This window comes from Domibacillus aminovorans (assembly GCF_001643235.1).
Lineage (GTDB): Bacteria > Bacillota > Bacilli > Bacillales > Domibacillaceae > Domibacillus > Domibacillus aminovorans.
Genome location: NZ_LQWY01000036.1, coordinates 65,121 through 88,585, shown reverse-complemented (window position 1 = coordinate 88,585; position 23,465 = coordinate 65,121). Strand labels below are relative to the sequence as shown.

Genomic DNA, 23,465 nt, shown 5'->3' with positions numbered 1-23,465 from the left:
CGTTGACGTTTTTATTGATTTTGTTCAGTTTTCAATGTTCAATCAGTTATGGAGCGGGTGATGGGAATCGAACCCACGACATCAGCTTGGAAGGCTGAGGTTTTACCATTAAACTACACCCGCTTGATCGACCTTTTCATTAAAAGAAATGGTCGGGAAGACAGGATTCGAACCTGCGACCCCTTGGTCCCAAACCAAGTGCTCTACCAAGCTGAGCTACTTCCCGTTTTTTAAAATTCATATGGCGCGCCCGAGAGGACTCGAACCTCTAACCTTTTGATTCGTAGTCAAATACTCTATCCAATTGAGCTACGGGCGCTTATTATAATGGTGCGGCCGAGAGGACTTGAACCTCCACGGGGTTGCCCCCACTAGGCCCTCAACCTAGCGCGTCTGCCATTCCGCCACGACCGCATTAAGCATTTTACACACCTTAATTTCCCTTACCAACAGAATTATATGTTACACGAGCCATGCCAGTGTGTCAACACTTTTTTAAAAAACTTAATGGTGAGCCATGTAGGATTCGAACCTACGACCCTCTGATTAAAAGTCAGATGCTCTACCAACTGAGCTAATGGCTCAAAATGGCTGGGCTAGCTGGATTCGAACCAGCGCGTGACGGAGTCAAAGTCCGTTGCCTTACCGCTTGGCTATAGCCCAATCAAAATGAAAATGGCGGTCCGGACGGGACTCGAACCCGCGACCTCCTGCGTGACAGGCAGGCATTCTAACCAACTGAACTACCGGACCAAACATAAAAATCACATAGAGAAGAGAAGCCTTGAAAAAAGCCGGCTTCCCGACGATGACCCCTACGGGATTCGAACCCGTGTTACCGCCGTGAAAGGGCGGTGTCTTAACCGCTTGACCAAGGGGCCTTTATAAAAATATTACTCTGGCGGAGAAGGAGGGATTTGAACCCTCGCGCCGGTTACCCGACCTACACCCTTAGCAGGGGCGCCTCTTCAGCCTCTTGAGTACTTCCCCAAATGAATATGGCTCCGCAGGCAAGACTCGAACTTGCGACCGATCGGTTAACAGCCGATTGCTCTACCACTGAGCTACTGCGGAACGACAATAGCGCCTTATCGACAATTAACATTATAGTTTTTTTTTCAATTTTCGTCAATACTTTTTTTATAAAGAAATAAATTAAAAAAAGCTGCTCAACTAAGATAGCAATTGAGACAGCTCTTGTCAATACGTTAATCAGTTATTTCTGATATTTGTCCCCGGCATGCTCCACACACATATTTATATACATTCATTTTCCGATATCGTTTATAAACAATCCCACATTCTAGACAACAATAGTGCAAAACCTGACGTACCTTCTTTTTCTCTTCTTTCCTTGGCAGTGCCCGGCAATAACGAGGAGAACTCGTTTCTATCAAAAGCTTTTTAAAATCAGCATCTCCATGCTTATACCCTTTTCTCTGTAAATGTAGGTGATAATGACATAGCTCATGCTTTATAATACCAATCAATTCTTCCTCGCCGTACTCCATTGCATATTTTTCATTTACTTCAATATGATGTGAATGGAGTAAATAACGGCCGCCGGTTGTGCGCAGCCGTTTATTTATATATGCTTTATGTCGAAATGGACGTTTGAAAAACTGAAGCGACAATTGTTCTGTCAGTTGCTGAACCATTTCATCCGTTATGATCATTGCTTATCTGTCTGAACCATCGTTAGTGCGATCCGTTCTTTATCTGCATCGACACTCTCAACCCAGACCGTTACAATGTCACCTACTGACACAACGTCAAATGGATTCTTCACAAATCCTTTTTTTAATTTAGAGATATGGACGAGACCATCTTGTTTTACCCCTATATCTACAAACGCACCGAAGTCCGTTACATTCCTTACCGTTCCTTCAAGTTCCATTCCCTTTTTCAAGTCTTCCATCTTTAATACGTCTGTTTTTAACAATGGTGCTGGGAGTTCATCGCGTGGGTCGCGCCCTGGTTTTTGTAGCGATTCAATAATATCGTGCAATGTAATCTCACCGATATCAAGATCCACAGCTGCTTGCTGCACATCGAGTGATCGCAGTGATTCAGCCAATTTTTCCGTTCCGATTTCTTGCTTAGTAAAGCCCAGTTTTTTCAATAAAGCGGACACTTCTTTGTAGCTTTCCGGATGGATAGATGTCTGGTCAAGCGGTTCCTCTCCCCCCGTAATACGTAAGAAACCGATACATTGCTCAAATGTCTTCCCACCGAGACGCGGCACTTTTTTAATGACAGCACGCTTTTGGAATTTGCCATTTTCTTCACGATACTGAACGATATTACGAGCGACGGTTTTATTTAGTCCAGCTACATGTTCAAGCAATGATGGAGAGGCTGTATTTACATCCACCCCTACTCTGTTGACTGCTGTTTCAACGACAAATGAAAGGCAAGCGGATAATTTTTTTTGTGAAACGTCATGTTGATACTGACCTACGCCAATAGATTGTGGATCGATTTTAACGAGTTCTGCGAGCGGGTCTTGAATGCGTCTCGCAATCGACACAGCGCTGCGTTCTTCCACCTTTAAATCTGGAAATTCATCGCGGGCAATGTCAGACGCGGAATACACACTAGCGCCTGCTTCGTTCACAATGATATAAGCCGTCTGTTTTTTCAGCTTCGGGATCATTTCAACGACAAATTGCTCCGATTCACGTGAAGCGGTTCCATTTCCAATCGCAATGATGTCCGCTTCATATTGATCGGCGATTTGTTTAAAAAGCTCCTCTGCCTCTTTTCTCTTCGCTTTTGGCGGATGCGGATAGATCACGTTAATAGAAAGTACCTTCCCCGTCTCATCGACGACAGCTAGTTTACAGCCTGTTCGGTAAGCTGGATCGACAGCCAGAACAATCTTTCCTTTTAAAGGTGGCTGCAGAAGCAGGTTTTTCAAATTTTCAGAGAAAATATGAATCGCTCGTTCTTCTGCAACTTCCGTCAGTTCATTGCGCACTTCACGCTCAACGGACGGGCGGATTAACCGTTTATACGCATCACGTGAAGCAGCAATAACGATCGATGTTGTTTCACTTCTGTCCGTTGTGATAAACGTTTTTGTTAAAAAGCGCATGACCCGCTCTTCATCGAATACAATGCTGACTTTCAACACATCTTCGCTCTCGCCACGGTTCACAGCAAGTGTGCGATGAGGCGCAATTTTACTGATCGCTTCTTCATATTCATAATACATTTTAAATATTTCTTTTTCGTCTTCGCCTTTTAATTCTGTTTTTATTTTCCCATATTTCATCATATCAAGACGGATGCGCTGTCTGACGGATGCATCATCTGCTAGTTTTTCAGCAATGATATCAGACGCGCCCCCAATAGCTTCTTCTACATCTGTCACCTGATCTGACATGTATTGCGCGGCTTCCTGCTTCACATTTGCCTGCTCTGGAAAGGTCAAAAGCCATTCTGCAAAAGGTTCAAGCCCTTTCTCTTTCGCAATCGATGCTTTCGTTCGCTTTTTCTGTTTGTATGGCCGATATAAATCTTCCACGGCCTGTAATGTGGCCGCTGCTTTTATATGCTGTTCGAGTTCAGGTGTCATTTTTTCCTGTTCTGTAATGGAACGGATCACATCTTCTTTACGCTGCTCCATGTTTTTCCGGTATGTAAATCGTTCAAGTATAGTTCGAATCTCTACCTCATCAAGTGATCCGGTCATTTCTTTTCGGTAGCGGGCAATAAACGGAATCGTGTTCCCTTCTTCCGTTAATTGAATGACTGCACGTACATTTTTCAATACGATATTCGTATCTGCTGCTGTCGCTTTTAATAATTGCTCTTCCATCACCAAGCCTCCGCTTCTTTTATTGAATAATTTCATTTTATCAAAAAAATAAAAAACCCGCTGAATCACAGCAGGTTTCCAACGATAAACGTTGCATCATCATTTGATTTTGCCGCTACCTCGTTGAGTTCAGCAGCGATTTGCTCTATTGTTCGATAGCGCATTAATTCTTTCGTATTCAACAAGTTCACGCCGTCTGAATGAACGAGAAATTTACTGCCTTGCTCATACGGAAACCGTTCCATCCGGTAACGCTGCGGACGCCCAGACAAATAGCCGGTAACGGGGAGTGGGTATGTTAACTTCTCATCCGGTCCATATAAATAAAACCGAATATTACCGACACAGCTATATTCAAATTGACGGGTGCTGAATTTGATTTTAAAGAGAGCAGTAGCTGCTCCTCGTTTTTGATAAAGCGATTGATTGATCAATTCCATCAAACTCTCTATCGTCTCCGAGTGCCAATTCTGCTCTACCACTTCAGCAGCAGCATATGAGGATTCATAGGCATATCTGCCGCTTCCAAGACCATCAGCAAGCAGACAAATAAATTCATCGTCTTTCTGATCAACATAATACGTGTCTCCACAAAAAGAATTCCCATCTTTTGAATGGCTGCCAGCAATCATCTCAATGAATGTATTTTTCATATGCTCCATCAAGATAGATGCCCCGTTGAATACGCCTCTGCATGAATCGCTTCTTTCAATTTTTTAATAGCCCGTCTTTGCAGCCTTGATACATGCATTTGAGAAATACCTAACTTGTCACCGGCTTCTTTTTGACTTAAATTTTCCAAATAAGTAAACTGAATGATTTGCTTTTCACGTTCAGACAAGACGTGCAATACTTTTTCAAGCACAAGACGCTGATCAACACGCTCATAGCCTTCTTCAGGATTTCCCACAATATCAAGAAGCGTAATCGTACTGCCATCCGAGTCCGCTTCAATCGAGTGGTCGACAGACAGTGCCTGATAACTTTTCCCCATCTCCATCGCTTCGAGTACTTCTTCTTCGGAAATATCAAGATATTGCGATATTTCGTCGACACGCGGCGAACGCTGCAACGATGTTGTTAATTCTTCATTTGCCGATTTAATTTTTGGCCCAAGCTCTTTAATCCGGCGCGGAACATGCACACTCCAAGTTTTGTCACGTAAGAAGCGTTTAATTTCACCGACGACTGTCGGGATCGCAAACGCTTCAAAGCTTTTGCCAAATGAATCATCGTAGCGGCGAATCGCACCTAGTAATCCCATCATGCCTACTTGAACGATATCTTCGTGATGGGAGCGGCCTTTTGAATATTTACGTGCGATTGATTCCACGAGGCCTTGATAATGTTTAACAAGCTTTTCCTGTGCTTCTTGATCACCGTTTTCCTGAAATGCTTTAATCCAGTCTATGGCCTGAAGCTTTGCAGCTTGGTTAGGTCGAGACGGTTTCTGCATCCATCTCCACCTGCTCTCCTTCAAGATACTTAGTCATAAACAAAGTGATCCCTTCATTTTGATGCACTTTTACTTCATCCATTAATGTTTCGATTAAGTAAAGGCCTAATCCTCCCTCACGTAAAAATTCTACAGAATGATCTATATAGGGGCCGAGCGACTCTTTTGTTTTATGAAAATCAAAACTTTTCCCATTATCGGAAACAACGACTTCGAGATGATCATCGTATAAGCCAAAACCGATCAGCACTTCGCCTTCTTCACCTTTGTACGCGTGCTGGACAGCATTCGTGATCGCTTCACTCGTTGCAATTTTTAAATCTTCAATTGTCTCGTAAGAAAAGCCCATTCGGCTGGCAATCCCAGACAGTGTTAAACGAGTGACTCCGACGAATTCCGGCTTTGCCGGGATTTTCATTTCGATGTAGTCAACTACTGCCATCATTACACGCCACCTTCTGCTACAGAGTTAATATTCATGATGTCTGCGAGTCCTGTTATATCAAAAAGACGTTTTAAACGGTCTGATAAGCCAACAAGTTTTAACGTTCCTTCATTTGCATTTAAGCTTTTAAAAAGGCCTACGAATACACCAAGACCTGTACTATCCATATATGAAACCCCGGACAAATCAATCACGACATTCGCATATTGTTTTTCAGTGTATGGAAAAGCTGTTTCACGCAGTTTCGGTGCTGTATATGCGTCGATTTCACCTGCAAGTGTGATCGTTGTCTGCAGTTCTTGCTCTCGTACGTCAATGGAAATGTTCATTCAAATTAAACCACCTTTTAATAAAATATCTAGATATCTCTATGCTTTCAATACCTTCCTTTTACCCAACTTACCTGCATGGTAAACCCCTGTTATGCTATTCGTTTTAATATAATCAACGTAAAATCATCACGCAGCTGAAAATCCTGTAAATATTCAAGTTCTTTGTAAACTTTATCAGCAATATCCTGAGCACCGAGCTGTATGTATTTTTCTATATAGCCAATAAGTGTATCGACTTCTAAAAATCCATCTTCCGTCCGGCATTCTGTTACACCATCTGACATGAGCAAAATAACATCGCCTACTTCTACTTTTCTTTCGTATTCATTATATTTCGCTTTTTTATCAACACCAAGTAACAGGCCTTTTGCTTTTAATTCTTCAAATATCCCTTTTTCACTGTTATAAAAAAAGCCTGGTTCATGCCCAGCCGAGGAATAATGGAACGTATGATTTTCAGGATGATATAACCCGCTAAACATTGTGATAAACATCGTCGGGTCTACATTTTGTTCAACGACACGATTCAAGCGCTCCAGCACGTCTCCCGGCGCCTGACTGTCATCCGGCATACTATCCATTGAATATTTAATCATCGACATGCAAAGTGCAGCAGGAATTCCTTTTCCGATAATATCGGCAATCGCTACACTAATTGCACCGTTTTCGTGGGAAACAAAGTGATAGTAATCCCCACTCATCTGCTTAGCCGGCACACTGATTGCCCCGATATCCAGAGAAGAAAGATGAGGAATCTGTGTACCAAGAAGGGTTTGCTGCATGCTCGCAGCCACTTCAATTTCATTAATCAATTCCCGCTGAATGGTGCGTAAACTTTGATGTTCACGGTAGGCAAGACCATATGCCATCATCACTTCAAGCAAAATATCAAGCGATAAAAGCAATGATTCCGGCAGATCAGGCTCCAACTCCATAATAGATGTTTTATGGAGACTGATCATTTCTTCTGGAGACACTTTACATTCAAGCAATTTTCTGCTGAACTTCTCACTCAAATAAAGTGCCTGTTCAGTTTGATCGCTAATATATGTTTTTAATATTTCTTTATAATTATCGAGCATCGTGTCTCTGAAATTCATCCTTTACCTCCTACCTGAGCCACTTCACCGACTGAATAAGGGTACCTTCTCCTAGAGTGGATTCGATTGAAAATTCATCCATCAGCCGCTTAACGCCCGGCAGCCCTGCGCCAAGTCCACCAGAAGTCGAAAATCCATCTTCCATTACTTTGCGAAGATCGGAAATGCCCGGTCCTGCGTCGCGTGAAATGATCGTCATTCCTTTCTTTGCTCCATTCTCTACCTTTTCTATGATAATTTCCCCCTGGCCTGCGTATAAATAAATGTTACGCGCCAATTCGCTGATCGCAGTCGTGATACGGGCCTGATCCACGATACCAAAGCCAAGCTCTTTTGCGACATTTCTACCAAGCTGTCTCGCCGCTACGATATCCCATTCATTTATTATTTTAACACTAGAGTCCATCATTTCAGTCCCCCAGTTCCCGTTGAAGTTTCTCCAAACCTTTTTCGAGATCCAGTGCAGTCATAACTCCCTCTAAGTGAATACCAAGTTCAATCAATGTAATTGCAACAGCTGGCTGAATACCAGTAATGACCACTTTCGCGCCCATCAACTTTGACATACTAATCACATCACCAAGCACTTTCGCAATGAAAGAATCTATAAAATCAATAGATGTAAAATCGATAACAACGCCGCGTGCACTCGTTTCATGAATTTTATGAAGAAGGTCTTCCTGAAATTGAAGCGCCGTCTGATCATCAAGTTCCCATTGAATCGAAACGAGTAAACAGTCATGCAGTTTTAAAATCGGAATTCTCATGTTCATTCTTGCACCTCCACAATTTTCCTTGACGTGAGCGTTAGCGCCTGCTCGACACCTTTTTTCAGTGTACTCGTCGTTGTCACATCTTCCAGATTAATGCCTAAATTGACGATCGTCTGGGCAATTTCGGGACGAATGCCGACAATCGTACATTTCGCACCGACGAGACGGACCGCTTCTGCTGCTTGAATAATATGATGCGCGACCATTGTATCGACAACTGGTACACCTGTAATATCGATTAAAACGACTTCCGCCCGATGATTGACAACTCCTTCAAGTAAATTTTCCATAATTTGCTTTGCCCGTTCCGTATCGATCGTTCCGATAAGCGGCATAACCGAAATCTTATCAAAAACCGGAATAAGGGGTGCAGTCAATTCCTGAAGCGCAATTTTTTGAAGAGAAACGGTCCGCTCCCATGATGTTGTGTAGGCTTGTGTAATCGTTTTATACATGGGGAACATCCAGTTGTTAATTTCAGCAGCAAATTCGACATAGCTGTTATGATCAATGTTTCCTTCTTTTTTCATTCTATCTTCAACAATTTGTCCAAACACCCGCAAACCATCTGTCATCATCGTCAGCGGCCAGCCTAGCCGGACAATTTTTTCTGAGAATTCGATAGCTCGATCATGAAATGCTTCTACAGATTCTGAAAAATTCGACATGACTAGCTCAACAAATTCCGCACTTGTTTTAATAAACATATGATCGGACATTGTCTGAATAGCCCGTTCGTCTGCTTCTTTGCGCATAAGTTCAATCCATTCATTTAAAATCTCATCGTTATGAGAATATACATATTGATAAATTGTTTTACGCATTCAGTTCGCTCCAATCATCATTCCGTTGCAGCACATCGCAAGCGGTTTCGTCAAAAACGTTCATTATTTTCATTATAAAGGTTATAAGAGCAATTAAAAAGCAGAACCCTCTGCTTATTACAAAAAATTCAGGAAATTCAGGTTCATAAAAAAAAGCACCCACGGTTTCCCCGTAGATGCCTTCATTAAAATTGTATAAGACCTAAACTAATTTGCAAGGCGTCGTCCACTTTCTCCATCATTCCATCGTCTAGCTGCGTTATTTTATCTGTCAGCCGCTGCTTATCTATTGTCCGGATCTGCTCGAGTAAAATGACGGAATCTCTTTCAAAACCGTACCGCTCAGCATTAATTTCGACATGCGTTGGCAGTTTGGCTTTCTGAATCTGAGCTGTAATGGCCGCAACGATAATAGTGGGACTGAACCGATTCCCGATGTCGTTCTGGACGACAAGAACAGGCCGGACGCCGCCTTGTTCGGAACCGACAACAGGAGACAGGTCTGCAAAATATACGTCACCACGTTTTACGATCACACGGTTTATCCTCCACTTACTAAACGTTCGACTGTGTTGCCTGCCTCATATTCAGCCTGCATCGCTTCAGAAGCAATAGCAAGGTTGATTTTCGCCATTTCCATGTATCCGCGGCGCATAGATTCACGAATATGACGCTTTTTTCGTTCACGCAAATACATTTTTGTAGCTCGATAAATAAATTCACTCCGGCTAATTTCTTCCTGCTCCGCAAAACAGTCAAGTTCATTTACAAACTGCTTGGGCAAGTTTACTAACACATCTGTCGTCGTACTGGATTCAGACAAGAACTACACCTCCACCAATCACTACACACGTCTCTTTTTTTGTTACTGTCATAGACATCATACCATTGCATGTTCTAGGATGGAAGAGGCAATTGAAAAATATTGTATAACAGTGAATAAGGAGTAGCCCACACTGATTACAACAACGGATTAGATACATGAACGACTTGTCCATTCTCCTTATAGACACGTGGAACACGCGCGGTGATGACACACGGAACTTCGTAATTGATCGTCTCGAGTTTTCTTGCCACTTCATCCATTGTTATTTCATCATCACCTTGGCGACCAATAAGCGTAACTTCCGTACCACAAGAATATTCTTGCGGAAGGCGAATCATACACTGATCCATACAGATTCGGCCAACAATCGGTGTCCGCTTGCCATCAACGAGCACTTCCTGCCCGCTCAGCTTGCGAATCCATCCATCGGCATATCCAATCGGCAATGTACCGATCCACTCTCCTTCTGACGCTTCGTACGTCGCTCCATAGCTGACTTTCTCCCCCTCATGCATTTGTTTCACATGGATAAGTTTCGTATGCAAAGAAAAAGCCGGCTTCAACTCAAAAGGTAGTAATGATTGAATCTCAAGAGATGGCGTCAGTCCGTACATCGAAATACCAAATCGTACTGTATTGACACCAGCACCTTGAAAACGAAGTGTTGCAGCGCTGTTTGCACAATGAATATAGCGCGGTTTTTCTGAAATAGATGAAACAAGCTCTTGAAAAGTCTGAAGTTGCTTTTCAAAATAAGCTGTATGTACTTCATCTGCCGTCGCAAAATGAGTGAATATACCTTCGAATACATATGATTCAGATTGATTCAGTTTATCGATGATCGACTGCAATTCATCTATCGTTTTCACACCAATCCGGCCCATTCCTGTATCACATTTAATATGTACGCGCAGCGTTTGACCTTTTTCCATATGCACATGAGTCAGCCATTCTTTTTCATGAACGGTTAAAGAAATATTATGTGTTGCTGCAATACCCGCAGTATTAGGACGACTGGCACCGAGAACGAGGATCGGTGCTGTAATGCCTGCTTTTCTTAGTGACAATGCTTCATCTAAAAAAGCAACCGCCAGCCCTTTTGCCCCTGCACGAAGCGCAGCCTTTGCTACCTGCACGTTGCCATGGCCATACGCATTCGCTTTTACAACAGCAAACATTGTCATTGAATCTGCTAAATGTTGAATTGTTTTTGCGACGTTCCACTTTATTGCGTCAAGATTTATTTCCGCCCATGTATCGCGATAATAATCCATCTTCCTCACATCCTATTTTGTCAAAGTCATGATACTTGCACTTCTATTTTACACGCAAAAAAAGCGGCGGTAAACTATGACCGCCGTCCTTTACTTTACTGCACCCGGCTGCATGGAAGCTGCCGTATATTCCATCTCACCTTTCGTCATCACGTCGGATGCCATCATAAATTCAACATCATTATATACCCAGGTTAACGATCCTTCTGCTGATTCACCGGCTGCAAATCCCATATCCGTCATGTTACCTGATGCAGAAACGACACTTTGTCCATTTAAGGCGGATGCTCTTTTTTGAATAAGTGTAAATGGCTTGTCTCCTCCATATGTTAACACGACTCTATCCCCTATTTTCGTTTCATCAATCAGCGTGGAATCCGTTATAGCGACTGGATAATGAACAGTGAATTCTTCTTCCACCGAACCTGCTGTTTCTTTTGTTGTCGTTTCCTTCCGCTCAAAGTCCTTTTTTGAAAATGTTGGATTTAAATCCATATTTTTAAAAATAACAGTAATGACGGGTTTTTCCTGTTTGTCCATCACTTTGACCATCACTGGTGTCAAATCATCTTTATTGAATGTTATTTGCTGACGCGGCAGAATCTTACTATTTGTGTAGCGTGTTTTCGTTTCAAATACATAATGCTTGGCTGTTTCTTTAAATGTCGCTTCTCCATCTGCCTGTATATCTGCAGCGAGTGATTCAAATAAGTAAGACTGACTGCTGTTTTCCGGCCAATTATTATCATACTTAAAACTTTTACCAAGTGAAGGTGTCATAACGTAAATGCCTGATTTGTTTTTTAAAATCGTCTGACTATGCTTATTAGTAACAGAAGCAAGATGAACGCGGTAATACGTGTGCTGCTTATTCCAGATGTCTACGTTATAGCTTTGTTTTTCTTTGCCGGCTTGAATTTCAAGTACGGCTTTCGCTTTATATCCGGCAGCGTTTTTTGCTTTTTCGTTAATCTCCGTCACAACATCTTCTTTCGTCGGCGCTCCGCAGGCAGATACCAGGAGTAAAACGATTGCTAGTAAGCCAATCCACTTTTTCATTGCCGCACCCCTCTCATAAGCACTATATGAGGATGTTTAGGGCAATATTCATTCGATCACAACAACTGCTGCCGCATATTCACGGCTATGTGTAATTGTGATATGTACACCTTCTGAATAAGGACGAATTAAGATCGGTCGTCCCTTATCGTCTGAACTGATTTCAATATCTTGAAATGATAAATGCTCACCAATGCCTGTTCCTTCTGCTTTTGAAAAAGCTTCTTTCACTGCAAATCGGCCGGCTGCGTATTCCCACTGACGGCTTCCGTTTTTATCGTGAAAAAACGTCAGTTCCTGCGGTGTTAAAATACGTTCAATAAACTTGGGCTGCCGCTCGATCAAACGGCGAATCCGATCAATCTCCACAATATCCATGCCAATTCCTTTTATCATCCAGTTCACATTCCTCTCAAAAAAAAGCCATTCCAGTATAGACCGGAACGGCTCATTTCTTATTAATTTGAAGAATATTTACGACGTCCGCCGCCGCCTGATCCACCCGAACCGCCTTTGCGGTCACGGTTTCCATAAGAACGTCCGCCGCCTTGACGACCACCACCGCCGCTGCCTGATTTACGATAGCCGCCGCCAGAATTCTTGCTGCGGAAATTATCACGTTTTTGCGGAAGTGAAGATTCATTTGTAATGTGAACCGGTGTACGGTCCGGCTCTTTTGTGATCAATTTTACAGCAGCTGCCACGATATCTTCAGGGCTGTATTGATCAAGCAAATTTTTTGCAAATGTACGATATTCTGTCAATTCATTTTTTGTAATCGTTGTTTCAAGCTCCGTTACAGCTGCTTGCTGCTGACCGCTGAGTGCATCGTCCCACGTTGGAGCTTCCATTGGCGTCATACGTTTTTTCGTTGTACGTTCCACTTCACGAAGATAGCTCATTTCACGCGGATCAACGAATGTAATCGCCATCCCTTCTTTACCGGCACGACCTGTACGGCCAATACGGTGAACATAGCTTTCCGGATCCTGTGGAATGTCATAGTTATAAACGTGCGTGACGCCTGAAATATCCAGACCGCGTGCTGCAACATCGGTTGCGACAAGTACATCGATTTTCCCGGATTTAAAGCGGTTTAACACAGTTAGACGTTTCGCCTGTGTTAAGTCACCGTGAATTCCTTCTGCCTGGTAACCGCGAAGGCTAAGTGCATTTGAAAGCTCATCTACGCGGCGTTTTGTACGGCCAAAGATGATCGCTAGCTCAGGTGTTTGAACGTCCATTAAACGAGAAAGAATGTCAAATTTATCGCGTTGCTGCACTTTCACGAAATATTGATCGATATTTGAAACCGTCATTTCCTTCGCTTTAATACGGATCATTTCTGGATCTTTCATGAAACGTTCTGCAATCGCTCGGATTGGTCCTGGCATTGTTGCCGAGAATAGAAGCGTTTGACGTTCTTCGGGAACATTTGAAAGAATGGATTCGATGTCTTGAATGAAGCCCATGTTCAACATTTCATCTGCTTCATCAAGAACAAGCGTCTGAATATTTTCAAGTTTCAATGTACGGCGATTAATATGATCTAAAATACGTCCTGGTGTACCAACGATAATGTGTGGACGTTGTTTTAATGCACGGATCTGCCGTTGAATGTCCTGTCCACCATATACAGCTAATACACGTGCACGTTTTCCGCTGCCGATTTTGTAAAGTTCTTCTGATACTTGAATTGCCAGCTCACGTGTCGGCGCAATAATAAGACCTTGGATTGAATCGTTTTTCGTATCGATTTTTTCAACCATTGGTACACCAAAAGCAGTCGTTTTACCCGTACCCGTTTGCGCCTGTCCGATAATATCTTTTCCTGCAAGGCCTAATGGAATTGTATCCGCCTGAATTGGTGTCGCTTCTTCAAAGCCCATTTTGTCAATAGCTCTTAGCGTCTCAGCGCTTAAGTTTAAATCTTTAAATTTCGTCAATAGTTTCTTCTCCTTCTATGTTAAACTGCTGTCCGCACAAAAAATACCCTTCTACGTTCATGCGAAGAGCAACATGTCTATTGTATCTTATCATTCCACGTCCGAATTTTCAATGCGCATTTTTATAACTCTACGTTACTTGCACAAAAAAGTAAATACCTTCTCAAAAAGTTCTTTTTTACTTCCTGTATGACAAATTAAATGCTTCGCTTTTGGAGAGTAATAAAGGTGCCGCTCAGCTGATGAAAGGCGCTTGTAAATATATTCTGCACTTGTGACCGGAACAATACCGTCTTCTGTTCCTTGGGCAATAAATACTGGTACTGTAATCTTCTTTAATTCTGGGCGGGCGATACGTACTACTTTTTGAAACTGACGCGCGGCGGCCGGCGGCGTTATAATCAGTTTTTCCCGATAACGCAAAAATAATTCATTTTCATGAAGCTGCTTTTTGCGCAAATCCTGCACCATTTCCCGAACGTCTTCTTTTATTTGCGCCGGATTTACATATTTCGCTGCCGCGCTGAGCAGCACAAGTTTACTAATCGAGTAGCGGGCGGTCAAATATGCAGCAATTAATCCTCCCATCGAAAAGCCGATCACATACACTTCTTCACATTCCTCAAACAGTTTTTGAAGTGCTAATTCAGCACAGTCAATCCAGTCTGTACAAGTACTATCTTTCAACGAAAACGTATCGCCATGCCCCGGTAAAAGAGGCACAACGAATTTCCAGTCCGTGTGTTGCTGCAAGTAATCCACAAGCGGCTCTACTTCATATGGCGCTCCTGTAAACCCATGTATACAAAGGCAGCCAATCATGACTGCTCACCGCTTTCCACATCTTATTTTGACAGTCCGTCTACTACTTCTTCCAATCTCATACCTCTTGACGCTTTAATTAACAGCAGTTCGCCGCCTTCTAGAACACCATCGACTGCTTTAATTAATTCATGTTTGTCTTGAAAAGCAAAAACTCTGTCCGGACCCAGTGCATTTTTCGCTCCAGCTGCAATAAACTGGCCGAGTGCACCATACGTAAATAAGTAATCGATTTTATCTCCATCAATCACCTGACCCGTCTGATAATGAAACAGTTCTTCATCAAGGCCGAGTTCAAGCATATCACCAAGAACGACTATTTTCCGGTCATAGCCAGGCAGTTCCGATACGAGTGAAATAGCTGCTTTTACCGATGTCGGGCTGGCATTATATGCGTCGTTTATTATCTTTATACCCTTTTTACCTTTCACCCACTCCATCCGCATTTTCGTCAGTTCCACTTTCCGGAGACCTGCTGCCATATCTTCATACGGCACAGCAAACAGGCTGGCCGCTGCAATAGCTGCGAGCGCATTCGTGACGTTATGTTGACCAAGTACAGGTAAATCAAATCGTACGGACGGTTCTTTATTTATAGAAAAAATGCTTCCATTCTCCGTTTGTTCAACAGATACAGGATAAAATGTGTTCGACTCACCCAGACCGAATGTTATCGTTTGAAATAGCACTTCTTCAGTCATTTTTTCAGTAAGATACGGTTCGTCGCCTAAATAAACAAGTGTTCCTTCACTCGATAAACCCGCTGAAATTTCCAATTTTGCATCTGCAATTGCTTCTCTTGAGCCAAGATCTTTCAAATGGGATTCACCGATATTTGTAATAATGGCCACATCCGGTGTAGCAAGCTTTGACAAAAGCTCAATTTCACCTCTGTTGCTCATGCCCATTTCAAGCACGGCAACTTCCGTATCTTCACGTAATGACAGCATCGTTAACGGCAGACCAATATGATTGTTATAATTACCTTCTGTTTTTTGAACACGGTATTTCTCGGCAAACACGGCGGCCGTCATATCTTTAACTGTCGTCTTGCCGTTGCTGCCAGTAATACCGACGACTTTCACGTTAAGTGAATCACGATATGCTTTTGACAGCTGCTGGAGCGCAAGCAATGTGCTTTCTACGATCAGCACCGGCAAATCCTCCGGTGCTCCCGGTATATCCTTTTGCCACAAGGCCGCTCCTGCGCCATTTTCAATCGCTTGCCGCACATATTTATGTCCATCTGTATTTTCACCAGTAAAAGGAACAAACAAACAGCTTCCTTCTACTTCACGCGAATCAATTGACACGCCTTCAATGAACCGTTCATGCCAGATTGTTACATCATTTTCTACATTTATCATTTTCGTTAACTGCTCAACCGTTTTGCGAATCATGAGCGCCCACCTTTAAACCGTATATTTAATCTTTTGTTTTTCTATATGACGTTCAACCGCTAGGCCAATCATCTTTTCAATAAGCTGTGGATATTCAACCCCTGCTTCTTTCCAAAGAAGCGGGAACATACTGAATGGTGTAAAGCCAGGCATTGTATTCACTTCATTAATTAATAAATCTCCACTTTCCGTTAAAAAAAAGTCAGCACGGACAAGTCCTGAGCAGTCAAGTGAACGGAACGCACGAATCGCTAATTGTTCCATTTCCATTTTTTGAGCATCCGTTAGATCAGCGGGAATAATGAGCGCTGTATCTTCATCCTCATATTTCGCCTTGTAATCGTAAAAATCCTTTTTTGGTACAATTTCACCGATCACCGAGCAGACAGGCATCTCATTTCCGAGGATCCCCACTTCAATTTCACGGGCAACGACCCCTTCTTCAATGATGACTTTTCGGTCAAATTGAAATGCTTCTTCCATTGCACCTATAAGTTCTTCTTTGTTTTGGCATTTGCTGATACCGACACTTGAACCAAGATTTGCTGGTTTTACAAAACAAGGCCAGCCGATTTCACGTTCAATTAATGCACAACCTGCTTCTTTATTTTGTTCCCATTCTGTACGAGTCATGTGTGTATAGCCAACTTGTTTTAATCCCGCTTGCGCAAAGACATTTTTCATAATCACTTTATCCATGCCAGCAGATGAAGCGAGCACACCGTTCCCTACATATGGCACATTCAACACTTCCAACAGACCTTGAACCGTACCGTCTTCTCCATTCGGTCCGTGTAAAAGCGGGAAAACAACATCGTATTTTCCTTGTGCAAGCATAGAAAGAACATGTTCCGTCCCACCATTTTCAGTTAACTGTAATTCTTCTATGGTGGAAGCAGGCGTTTCTAGTTTTTCTCCCTCTGTCCATGTCCCATCAATTGAAATGTATATAGGATATACATCAAATTTATATAAATCAAGCGCCGCTGTCACTGCTTTCGCTGTTTGCAGCGATACGTTGTGCTCCGCTGATTTTCCCCCATAAAGTAATCCAAGTTTCTTTTTCATTATAAGCCTCCAAAAATTTCGGTATTTTCTATTTTACCATGCTTTTCCGTTATAAGAATAAACTTTCCATCCGACTTCTTACTCAAATTATATATTATGCTTCTTTCATCTGAAGAATAACAATATTCCGTCTGTCCTTTTTCATCATGATTATTATTCTCCATAGACAGCTTCGGCACAGCTTGTAACGTAACAGGCAATGGTGCGATTACATCAGTAGTCGACAGCTTAACGAATAAGCAAACACAAACATCAATGGAGCATCGTTTAAAAGTGTGACACTTGTCCTTGTTCGTTAAAAAACGGATTCTCAATGTGAGAATCCGTTTTTTATTGTGAAAATACGCTCCACTCATGTGTTTTCTTATCAAACACGAACCGGGCATTTGGCAATGTTCTGAAACTGGTCATATACTCGTCAAACACATCGTCCATATTAATATGATCACCGACAACCCAAATTGGCACTTCCACCTTTGAGCGGCTCTGCTCCGCTTTTGCCAATGAAATGACAATTCCTTCTTTCATATCTCCACAGGCAAGTGCAATCATTCCGGGTGGGATCGGCGGAAACGCCGATCCTTTCTTCAAAGCAAAAAATGACCGTTCACTACGAAAGAAACCGAGCTTTAATGAAATCACTTTACCGAGCACGCTGTAAAAATCAGGAATTTGACGATAATACGTTTTATTGAACCACTCATCATCGTGCGATAAGTACGCATAACGATTGTTCAACTTGATGTAAAACGGACGTCGCAAATGCTCCTTGCTATGGGCCAGATAAAGAAGTTCTGCAATTTCGCTTCCTTCTAGTTCATTCAGTCCATCTATATCCTCAAAATCAACCCAGCAAAAATCGCCATACTCTCCTACATCTTCCTTCAATAAACTTTTCAGTCCATCCGGTTCAATGTAATCGAAACGGGTATGCATATTAAAGTCACTATCCTCAAACTTGTGCTTCAATAATAGCAAATGCGGGGGTGTCTCCGGAATGGCCTTTATAAATTCTTGAAATTCAATTCCATACGATACGACATATTGATTAATTGGGTGTAAATGTATATAAATCAGTTCTTTCATGTTTCCGGGACTTTTCAATCATATGACCTCCACATCGCGACGAATTGCATAGCTGCCTCTATCTTTTTTTGTTATACTGTTATTTTATCAAAATTCGTTCATCTTCGTACGTAAATTTACAATGAATTTCACAAAATGTGTGAAACTTTTGTCCTCATTTCGTTTTATACTAGATGTGCAGCTGAAATTTCACAAAAAGGAGGGTCCCCTGTCTGTGATTTCGAACTTAACCGAAGACCAACTCACCCTGCTCGTCATCAAGCTCTTAAAAGAAGGCAAAAAAACGGACCTGCAGCATTTAATTGATGAACTTCACCCGTACGATATGGCAGCCATCTATCGCAACCTGCCGGAAAAACATCAAACGCGGTTTTTGCTTCATTTATCGATTCCGATTTTGACCGATATGATCCAGGAGCTCGAAAGCGACGAACAAATGATCGTGCTCAAAAATGTCGGGAAAGAACGATCCCGAAAAGTACTCGATGATATGGACAACGATGACCTTGCTTCTCTTCTTGATGACATGTCACCGGAAAATATTAAAATTTTCCTGTCCGGTATGAAAAAAGAAGAATCGACCATCGTTGAAAATATGATGAGCTTTCCTTCAGAAACAGCTGGACGCCTTATGACAAACCGCTTTGTATGGATTAAACATTCATACACAGTGAGAGAAGCTGTTGAAAAATTGAAAAGTTTCGCTGAGTTCGCAGAAACAATCAACTATTTATATGTCATTGACGATCATAAAAAACTCGTTGGTGTTGTCTCTTACCGTGACATGCTCTTGGCAGATACCCATGAAAAAATTGCTGATATTATGTACGCACGTGTTATTTCGGTCGGTGCGCATACAGATCAAGAAGAAGTTGCCCGTCTCATTCAACGATATGACTTCCTTGCCATTCCAGTTGTCGATGAGAGCAATGTTTTAATCGGTATCGTCACGTTTGATGATATTATCGACGTCGTTATTCAAGAAGCAAATGAAGATATTGAAAAATTATCTGCTTCCGGTAAATCAATTGACTTTGATACGAAAGCCGGTGTCGCATCATTCAGACGCCTTCCATGGCTCGTACTGCTTTTATTTATCGGACTCGTATCTGGCAACATTATTTCTGGCTTTGAAGATATACTCCATCAAGTCGTTGCGCTTACTTATTTTATGCCGATGATTTCCGGTATGACCGGCAACACCGGTACACAGTCTCTTGCTGTTGTCGTCCGCGGGCTCGCTTCACGTGATATTGATATGAAAACAGTTCTGAAGCTGATCATGCGGGAATTCGGTGTTGGGTTGATCATTGGTGCTGTATGTGGCATCCTAATCTTTTTTATCGCTTTTTTCTGGCAGGGCAGTACCGTTCTCGGATTTGTCGTCGGTGCCTCTCTTTTGCTTACATTAATCATCGGAACGCTTGCTGGTACGATTATCCCGCTCATTTTATATAAGATGAACATCGACCCGGCAGTCGCATCCGGACCGCTTATTACAACAATTAATGATATTTTTTCACTTATCACATACTTTACAATTGCCTCATGGTTTTTAGCACATCTGTTATAGAAATGATTACGGTATTTGACCGAATTATCTGTCTTTAATATAATAGAGATATTAAAGAATGAAACGAATGAAGGAAGGTGATCAAATGGGACATTGACGGTAAACATTGCATTATATTCTGCTGATTTTTCAAATTTGATCATCATATTTTATAGGAGGTGACTTCTTCTTTCGCACCATGCGGGAGAAGAAATCTGATTGGACATATGGATTGCACTTATTGCTGTTATCCTTGTAGCACTATCGTTTACAGCCATCCGGTTTATGAAAAGAAGAGAAAAAAATGAAACTGGAGACCCCCCTCGACAGGGCGCTCCTCTGCTTTGCTCGCTGAAATAAGCGGTGCACATAATGACAATACTCTCTCTGTCTTAGGTGACAGAAGTGCGACAGAAGTTATGGTGCCTCGCACAGAAATGGCCTATATGCCAAAAGATGAGACTGTCAAAGAATGCATCAGCTTGTTCCGAGAAACAAAATTCACACGTTATCCGGTCATTGACGGTGATAAAGACCGAGTCATCGGCTTTGTGAATTTTAAAGAAGTCATCGCAGAATACGTATCTGATCCTGTAGTGGGAGCAAAAAGTATTAAGCATTTTATCCGTCCCGTCATTCGTGTCATCGATTCTATCCCTGTTCACGAGCTGCTCGCGAAAATGCAAGCAGAACGCATGCAGATGGCCATTTTAATTAATGAATATGGTGGCACTGCAGGGCTCGTCACGGCTAAAGATATTGTTGAGGTCATTGTTGGCGAGCTTCACGATGAATTCGATATTGCTGCACCACCCGTCATTCAAATAGTGGGTGAGCATCATTACATTGCTAGCAGCAAACTGTCTGTATCTGAAACAGCACAACTACTAGGCATTGATATGAACGATGACGATGTTGATACGATTGGCGGCTGGATGCTGACGGAAAATTTCGATATTCAATGCGGTCAAACGATCGAATATAGTGGATTTTTATTCACTGTTTTAGAAATGCAAGATCATCAAATTCGTCAACTCGAAATCAAGCCGGTGACCGCTGTTAAACGAATCGAATCATCCGTGGATCCATCGGCTATCTCAATAGCTGCACCCAATAATGCTTAAAACCCGCTTTTCAGCGGGTTTTATTTTTTCTATAATAGGAATTGACTAAAAGACAGGACTTTAAAAAACTGGAGGTTTTTATGAAAAGAATCGTACAAACGGCTTTTCTGTTCGCTGCCGCGTGGACGATTATTCCGACTGCAGCGGCACGAACATGCTCAACACGTGTGAAAAAACGCGGATACGACCGAAAACAAATCGCACTGACATTTGATGATGGTCCAGATCCAGTTTATACACCTCTTCTACTTGAGGCATTACATAAATACAATGTACAAGCGACATTTTTTATTGTTGGCAAAAAAGCAGAACGTCATCCGGATTTAATACGTCGTATACAGAAGGAAGGACACGACATCGGTATTCATAATGACCGGCACATTTCCAACTGGCTGCTATCACCTTCCGCTATGAATCATCAGCTCGTTCGTGCTTCAGAAAAAGTATCTGCTATTACCGGGGAACGTGTTACATTGTACCGGCCACCTTGGGGACACTTCAATCCAGTGACGCTGTCAAAAGCAAAACGGTTTGAGACGATTATGTGGACAGCCATACCGGGTGACTGGAAAAAAAATATGACTGTCCGAAAACTAGCAGATAAATTACGCAATGCCCGGTCAAACGGCGCTATTATTACATTGCATGACAGCGGAAACACTTTCGGTGCCCATAAAACGGCTCCGCGTATGATGATTGAAGCACTTCACTTATTTTTATCCGATGAAGATTCTGAACAATACGAATTCGTTACAGTTACTACTTTGATTGGCAAACAGAGGGCTTAAATGGAATCATTAATCTTTGCTTATTTATCAAAATACGGATACGTTATCTTATTTTTCACCGGCCTATTTGGCATTGTTGGCATTCCCGCACCGGAAGAAAGTCTGCTTGTCTATATCGGTATGCTTGCGAAAAACGGCTCCATTTCCTTTGCTTATGCTGTTGCTGTTTTAACATCTGGAGCCTTTACGGGCATGCTCATTAGCTACACGCTCGGACGAATGATCGGGCAGCCGCTCCTTGACCGGTATGGTAAATATTTAGGTGTAACGAAAAAGCAACTCCATAAAACGATTATGCACTGGAATTTATCAAAATCATTATTAGTCGGATTTTTTATCCCCGGTATTCGTCAGTTTAATCCTTACTTCGCCGGTATTACAAAATTTTCTATTCCTGCATTTATAGCTCTTTCCGTTTTAGGTTCCTTTACGTGGGTATTGATTTATATATCAGCCGGTTTTCTGATCGGTTCGTACATTCAAATTGAACCGATCTATTTAAGTATCGCCGGTGCATTTTTTTTCATCGTCTTTATGATTCATTTTATTTTAAAGTGGAGAAAATCATCACATTCCAGCCGTTAAAGGAGTCTAAACTATATGAAAATTATTGTACTTCCTTTATTCCGTCTGCCTTCAGGTCACCATAAAGCAGCGGAAGCCATTATTGAACGCATTACTTGTATACGACCTGACGTCCAAATTAAAACGGTAGATTTATTGAGCTATTGCCATGAATCGCTTGAAACAGTCGTTTCAAAAATGTACATGCAGTGGATCAGCAAAAAACCCGAATCATACAGCAAGTTTTATAAATCGTTTATTTATACACCTGACGGTAAGCGAAATGAACAGATGTCCATTCACGTGTGGGATAAATATTTTGAGTTCCGTCTTGCCCGCATCATTGAAAAAGAACGGCCAGATTATATTATTTGTACGCACAGTTATCCGTCAAAGCTATTAAACCATTTAAAACGACTGCGAAAAATAGATGTACCTGTCATTAATGTGTACACTGACTTTTTCGTCAGCGATGTGTGGGGAAAACGAAGCATCGACTATCATTTTGTCCCTCATCTCGAAGCAAAAAAATGGCTTGCAAAATTCGATGTTCCAGGAAATCGAATTTTCGTAACCGGTATTCCTGTGCATCCTTCATTCGAAGTGGAACATGTGCATTCCGAACACCGCTCTATTCTTGTCGCCGGTGGAAACAGCGGGCTTGGCCACCTCGAAAAACTGCTGGACAATTTGCAAGGCAATACACTTTCTTACACGTATAACGTCCTATGCGGGCATAATGTAAAACTGCGTGAATTAATCATGTCTCTCGATCATCCGCGTATTAAAGCACTTCCTTATATGAACAGCCGTGAAGATATGAACCGGTATTATGAAGAGGCATCTGCCATTATTACAAAACCAGGCGGCATTACTGTCAGTGAAGTTCTTGAAAAAGAACTGCCTGTTTTTATTGCAGGTGCCCTCCCTGGGCAGGAAGAGTTCAATGCGGATTATTTAAAAAAGCGGCAGCTTATTTATGAATTAACCAATGATAAACCGGTTGAGCAGCAAATTACGGCGATTATTGACAGTGACATCGAGCGCAGTAAATGGAAAAAACGGATTGAAATGTACCGCTTTGAAAAAGAACATTCACTCGAAACAACCCTTATCAATATATTCGGCAAAGAATCATCATCAATCCCGCTTTGAATGCGGGTCTTTTTAATGGTGAAGAAGAAGCGTAAAGTGCTATAATTT

The 23,465-nt window shown here is 42.0% G+C and carries 25 protein-coding genes and 10 tRNA genes; 5 read left to right on the top strand and 30 right to left on the bottom strand.

Features of this window, described 5'->3' with window-relative positions:
- Positions 1 to 49: 49 nt before the first annotated feature.
- From AWH49_RS12850 to AWH49_RS12700, 30 genes are all read right to left on the bottom strand, one after another.
- A tRNA-Gly gene (locus tag AWH49_RS12850) sits at positions 50 to 123 on the bottom strand.
- A 26-nt stretch (positions 124 to 149) separates the two neighbouring features.
- A tRNA-Pro gene (locus AWH49_RS12845) sits at positions 150 to 226 on the bottom strand.
- A 16-nt stretch (positions 227 to 242) separates the two neighbouring features.
- Positions 243 to 319 (bottom strand) — tRNA-Arg (locus AWH49_RS12840).
- A 9-nt stretch (positions 320 to 328) separates the two neighbouring features.
- Positions 329 to 414: transfer RNA gene (locus AWH49_RS12835), tRNA-Leu, on the bottom strand.
- Positions 415 to 508: 94 nt separating this feature from the next.
- Positions 509 to 584: transfer RNA gene (locus AWH49_RS12830), tRNA-Lys, on the bottom strand.
- 4 nt (positions 585 to 588) lie between these two features.
- A tRNA-Gln gene (locus AWH49_RS12825) sits at positions 589 to 663 on the bottom strand.
- A 13-nt stretch (positions 664 to 676) separates the two neighbouring features.
- Positions 677 to 753, bottom strand: a tRNA-Asp gene (locus AWH49_RS12820).
- Positions 754 to 809: 56 nt separating this feature from the next.
- A tRNA-Glu gene (locus AWH49_RS12815) sits at positions 810 to 881 on the bottom strand.
- Between the two features lie 18 nt (positions 882 to 899).
- Positions 900 to 990: transfer RNA gene (locus AWH49_RS12810), tRNA-Ser, on the bottom strand.
- A 9-nt stretch (positions 991 to 999) separates the two neighbouring features.
- Positions 1,000 to 1,074: transfer RNA gene (locus AWH49_RS12805), tRNA-Asn, on the bottom strand.
- A gap of 134 nt (positions 1,075 to 1,208) precedes the next feature.
- On the bottom strand, positions 1,209 to 1,670 hold the full coding sequence (locus AWH49_RS12800; RefSeq protein ID WP_063966032.1) for a SprT family protein: 462 nt from the start codon (positions 1,668 to 1,670) through the stop codon (positions 1,209 to 1,211).
- 2 nt (positions 1,671 to 1,672) lie between these two features.
- Positions 1,673 to 3,823: a Tex family protein gene (locus tag AWH49_RS12795; protein WP_211268403.1), complete on the bottom strand. Its 2,151-nt coding sequence runs from the start codon at positions 3,821 to 3,823 to the stop codon at positions 1,673 to 1,675.
- 65 nt (positions 3,824 to 3,888) lie between these two features.
- On the bottom strand, positions 3,889 to 4,485 hold the full coding sequence (locus tag AWH49_RS12790) for a PP2C family serine/threonine-protein phosphatase (RefSeq protein ID WP_034288583.1): 597 nt from the start codon (positions 4,483 to 4,485) through the stop codon (positions 3,889 to 3,891).
- Complete coding sequence (sigB, locus tag AWH49_RS12785) at positions 4,485 to 5,279, bottom strand: RNA polymerase sigma factor SigB (protein ID WP_063966024.1); 795 nt, start codon at positions 5,277 to 5,279, stop codon at positions 4,485 to 4,487. The genes AWH49_RS12790 and sigB overlap by 1 nt, the downstream gene beginning before the upstream one ends.
- The gene (gene rsbW / locus AWH49_RS12780) at positions 5,257 to 5,724 is read right to left on the bottom strand and encodes an anti-sigma B factor RsbW (protein ID WP_018395457.1); all 468 of its coding nucleotides are present in this window, start codon (positions 5,722 to 5,724) and stop codon (positions 5,257 to 5,259) included. The genes sigB and rsbW overlap by 23 nt, the downstream gene beginning before the upstream one ends.
- Entirely contained in the window at positions 5,724 to 6,053 is a 330-nt protein-coding gene (locus AWH49_RS12775) for an anti-sigma factor antagonist (protein WP_018395456.1), read from the bottom strand. The genes rsbW and AWH49_RS12775 overlap by 1 nt, the downstream gene beginning before the upstream one ends.
- Positions 6,054 to 6,145: 92 nt before the next feature.
- Positions 6,146 to 7,156, bottom strand: coding sequence for a PP2C family protein-serine/threonine phosphatase (locus AWH49_RS12770; RefSeq protein WP_034288575.1), 1,011 nt, complete (start codon positions 7,154 to 7,156; stop codon positions 6,146 to 6,148).
- A 10-nt stretch (positions 7,157 to 7,166) separates the two neighbouring features.
- Complete coding sequence (locus tag AWH49_RS12765; RefSeq protein ID WP_018395454.1) at positions 7,167 to 7,565, bottom strand: anti-sigma regulatory factor; 399 nt, start codon at positions 7,563 to 7,565, stop codon at positions 7,167 to 7,169.
- Between the two features lies 1 nt (position 7,566).
- Complete coding sequence (locus AWH49_RS12760) at positions 7,567 to 7,923, bottom strand: STAS domain-containing protein (RefSeq protein ID WP_026221831.1); 357 nt, start codon at positions 7,921 to 7,923, stop codon at positions 7,567 to 7,569.
- Between the two features lie 2 nt (positions 7,924 to 7,925).
- Entirely contained in the window at positions 7,926 to 8,753 is an 828-nt protein-coding gene (locus tag AWH49_RS12755; protein ID WP_063966023.1) for an STAS domain-containing protein, read from the bottom strand.
- 185 nt (positions 8,754 to 8,938) lie between these two features.
- A complete protein-coding gene (locus AWH49_RS12750) occupies positions 8,939 to 9,289 on the bottom strand; it encodes a type II toxin-antitoxin system PemK/MazF family toxin (RefSeq protein ID WP_018395451.1) in 351 nt (116 codons plus the stop codon).
- Between the two features lie 5 nt (positions 9,290 to 9,294).
- The gene (locus AWH49_RS12745; protein ID WP_018395450.1) at positions 9,295 to 9,576 is read right to left on the bottom strand and encodes a CopG family ribbon-helix-helix protein; all 282 of its coding nucleotides are present in this window, start codon (positions 9,574 to 9,576) and stop codon (positions 9,295 to 9,297) included.
- A 137-nt stretch (positions 9,577 to 9,713) separates the two neighbouring features.
- Positions 9,714 to 10,853, bottom strand: a complete 1,140-nt coding sequence (gene alr, locus AWH49_RS12740; protein ID WP_018395449.1) for an alanine racemase — start codon at positions 10,851 to 10,853, stop codon at positions 9,714 to 9,716.
- 90 nt (positions 10,854 to 10,943) lie between these two features.
- Complete coding sequence (locus AWH49_RS12735) at positions 10,944 to 11,912, bottom strand: LolA family protein (RefSeq protein ID WP_018395448.1); 969 nt, start codon at positions 11,910 to 11,912, stop codon at positions 10,944 to 10,946.
- A 48-nt stretch (positions 11,913 to 11,960) separates the two neighbouring features.
- Entirely contained in the window at positions 11,961 to 12,308 is a 348-nt protein-coding gene (gene acpS, locus AWH49_RS12730) for a holo-ACP synthase (RefSeq protein WP_018395447.1), read from the bottom strand.
- Between the two features lie 62 nt (positions 12,309 to 12,370).
- Complete coding sequence (gene cshA, locus AWH49_RS12725; RefSeq protein WP_063966022.1) at positions 12,371 to 13,858, bottom strand: degradosome RNA helicase CshA; 1,488 nt, start codon at positions 13,856 to 13,858, stop codon at positions 12,371 to 12,373.
- Positions 13,859 to 13,993: 135 nt separating this feature from the next.
- Positions 13,994 to 14,680, bottom strand: coding sequence for an alpha/beta hydrolase (locus tag AWH49_RS12720; RefSeq protein ID WP_063966021.1), 687 nt, complete (start codon positions 14,678 to 14,680; stop codon positions 13,994 to 13,996).
- A 23-nt stretch (positions 14,681 to 14,703) separates the two neighbouring features.
- The gene (locus AWH49_RS12715; RefSeq protein WP_063966020.1) at positions 14,704 to 16,080 is read right to left on the bottom strand and encodes a UDP-N-acetylmuramoyl-tripeptide--D-alanyl-D-alanine ligase; all 1,377 of its coding nucleotides are present in this window, start codon (positions 16,078 to 16,080) and stop codon (positions 14,704 to 14,706) included.
- 12 nt (positions 16,081 to 16,092) lie between these two features.
- Entirely contained in the window at positions 16,093 to 17,148 is a 1,056-nt protein-coding gene (locus AWH49_RS12710; protein WP_018395443.1) for a D-alanine--D-alanine ligase, read from the bottom strand.
- 330 nt (positions 17,149 to 17,478) lie between these two features.
- Entirely contained in the window at positions 17,479 to 18,252 is a 774-nt protein-coding gene (locus AWH49_RS12700; protein ID WP_063966018.1) for a hypothetical protein, read from the bottom strand.
- A gap of 196 nt (positions 18,253 to 18,448) precedes the next feature.
- On the opposite strand from AWH49_RS12700, the gene mgtE reads away from it, so the two are divergent.
- The 5 genes from mgtE (at position 18,449) to AWH49_RS12675 (ending at position 23,417) form a co-directional block, all read left to right on the top strand.
- Positions 18,449 to 19,807, top strand: a complete 1,359-nt coding sequence (gene mgtE / locus AWH49_RS12695; protein WP_063966017.1) for a magnesium transporter — start codon at positions 18,449 to 18,451, stop codon at positions 19,805 to 19,807.
- A 323-nt stretch (positions 19,808 to 20,130) separates the two neighbouring features.
- Positions 20,131 to 20,910: a hemolysin family protein gene (locus AWH49_RS12690; protein ID WP_063966016.1), complete on the top strand. Its 780-nt coding sequence runs from the start codon at positions 20,131 to 20,133 to the stop codon at positions 20,908 to 20,910.
- Positions 20,911 to 20,990: 80 nt separating this feature from the next.
- Positions 20,991 to 21,698 carry a polysaccharide deacetylase family protein gene (locus tag AWH49_RS12685; protein ID WP_063966015.1) on the top strand — a complete coding sequence of 236 codons (708 nt, stop codon included), beginning with the start codon at positions 20,991 to 20,993 and terminating at the stop codon, positions 21,696 to 21,698.
- Positions 21,699 to 22,283, top strand: a complete 585-nt coding sequence (locus tag AWH49_RS12680) for a DedA family protein (protein WP_018395436.1) — start codon at positions 21,699 to 21,701, stop codon at positions 22,281 to 22,283.
- A gap of 15 nt (positions 22,284 to 22,298) precedes the next feature.
- Complete coding sequence (locus AWH49_RS12675; RefSeq protein WP_063966014.1) at positions 22,299 to 23,417, top strand: MGDG synthase family glycosyltransferase; 1,119 nt, start codon at positions 22,299 to 22,301, stop codon at positions 23,415 to 23,417.
- The last annotated feature ends 48 nt before the right edge of the window (positions 23,418 to 23,465 follow it).

Coding starts and splice junctions, on each gene's coding strand:
- AWH49_RS12795 (WP_211268403.1), bottom strand. CDS start 3,823: ATGGAAGAGCAATTATTAAAAGCGACAGCAGCAGATACGAATATCGTA.
- AWH49_RS12790 (WP_034288583.1), bottom strand. CDS start 4,485: ATGGAGCATATGAAAAATACATTCATTGAGATGATTGCTGGCAGCCAT.
- sigB (WP_063966024.1), bottom strand. CDS start 5,279: ATGCAGAAACCGTCTCGACCTAACCAAGCTGCAAAGCTTCAGGCCATA.
- rsbW (WP_018395457.1), bottom strand. CDS start 5,724: ATGATGGCAGTAGTTGACTACATCGAAATGAAAATCCCGGCAAAGCCG.
- AWH49_RS12775 (WP_018395456.1), bottom strand. CDS start 6,053: ATGAACATTTCCATTGACGTACGAGAGCAAGAACTGCAGACAACGATC.
- AWH49_RS12770 (WP_034288575.1), bottom strand. CDS start 7,156: ATGAATTTCAGAGACACGATGCTCGATAATTATAAAGAAATATTAAAA.
- AWH49_RS12765 (WP_018395454.1), bottom strand. CDS start 7,565: ATGATGGACTCTAGTGTTAAAATAATAAATGAATGGGATATCGTAGCG.
- AWH49_RS12760 (WP_026221831.1), bottom strand. CDS start 7,923: ATGAGAATTCCGATTTTAAAACTGCATGACTGTTTACTCGTTTCGATT.
- AWH49_RS12755 (WP_063966023.1), bottom strand. CDS start 8,753: ATGCGTAAAACAATTTATCAATATGTATATTCTCATAACGATGAGATT.
- alr (WP_018395449.1), bottom strand. CDS start 10,853: ATGGATTATTATCGCGATACATGGGCGGAAATAAATCTTGACGCAATA.
- AWH49_RS12735 (WP_018395448.1), bottom strand. CDS start 11,912: ATGAAAAAGTGGATTGGCTTACTAGCAATCGTTTTACTCCTGGTATCT.
- acpS (WP_018395447.1), bottom strand. CDS start 12,308: ATGATAAAAGGAATTGGCATGGATATTGTGGAGATTGATCGGATTCGC.
- AWH49_RS12720 (WP_063966021.1), bottom strand. CDS start 14,680: ATGATTGGCTGCCTTTGTATACATGGGTTTACAGGAGCGCCATATGAA.
- AWH49_RS12715 (WP_063966020.1), bottom strand. CDS start 16,080: ATGATTCGCAAAACGGTTGAGCAGTTAACGAAAATGATAAATGTAGAA.
- AWH49_RS12710 (WP_018395443.1), bottom strand. CDS start 17,148: ATGAAAAAGAAACTTGGATTACTTTATGGGGGAAAATCAGCGGAGCAC.
- AWH49_RS12685 (WP_063966015.1), top strand. CDS start 20,991: ATGAAAAGAATCGTACAAACGGCTTTTCTGTTCGCTGCCGCGTGGACG.
- AWH49_RS12680 (WP_018395436.1), top strand. CDS start 21,699: ATGGAATCATTAATCTTTGCTTATTTATCAAAATACGGATACGTTATC.
- AWH49_RS12675 (WP_063966014.1), top strand. CDS start 22,299: ATGAAAATTATTGTACTTCCTTTATTCCGTCTGCCTTCAGGTCACCAT.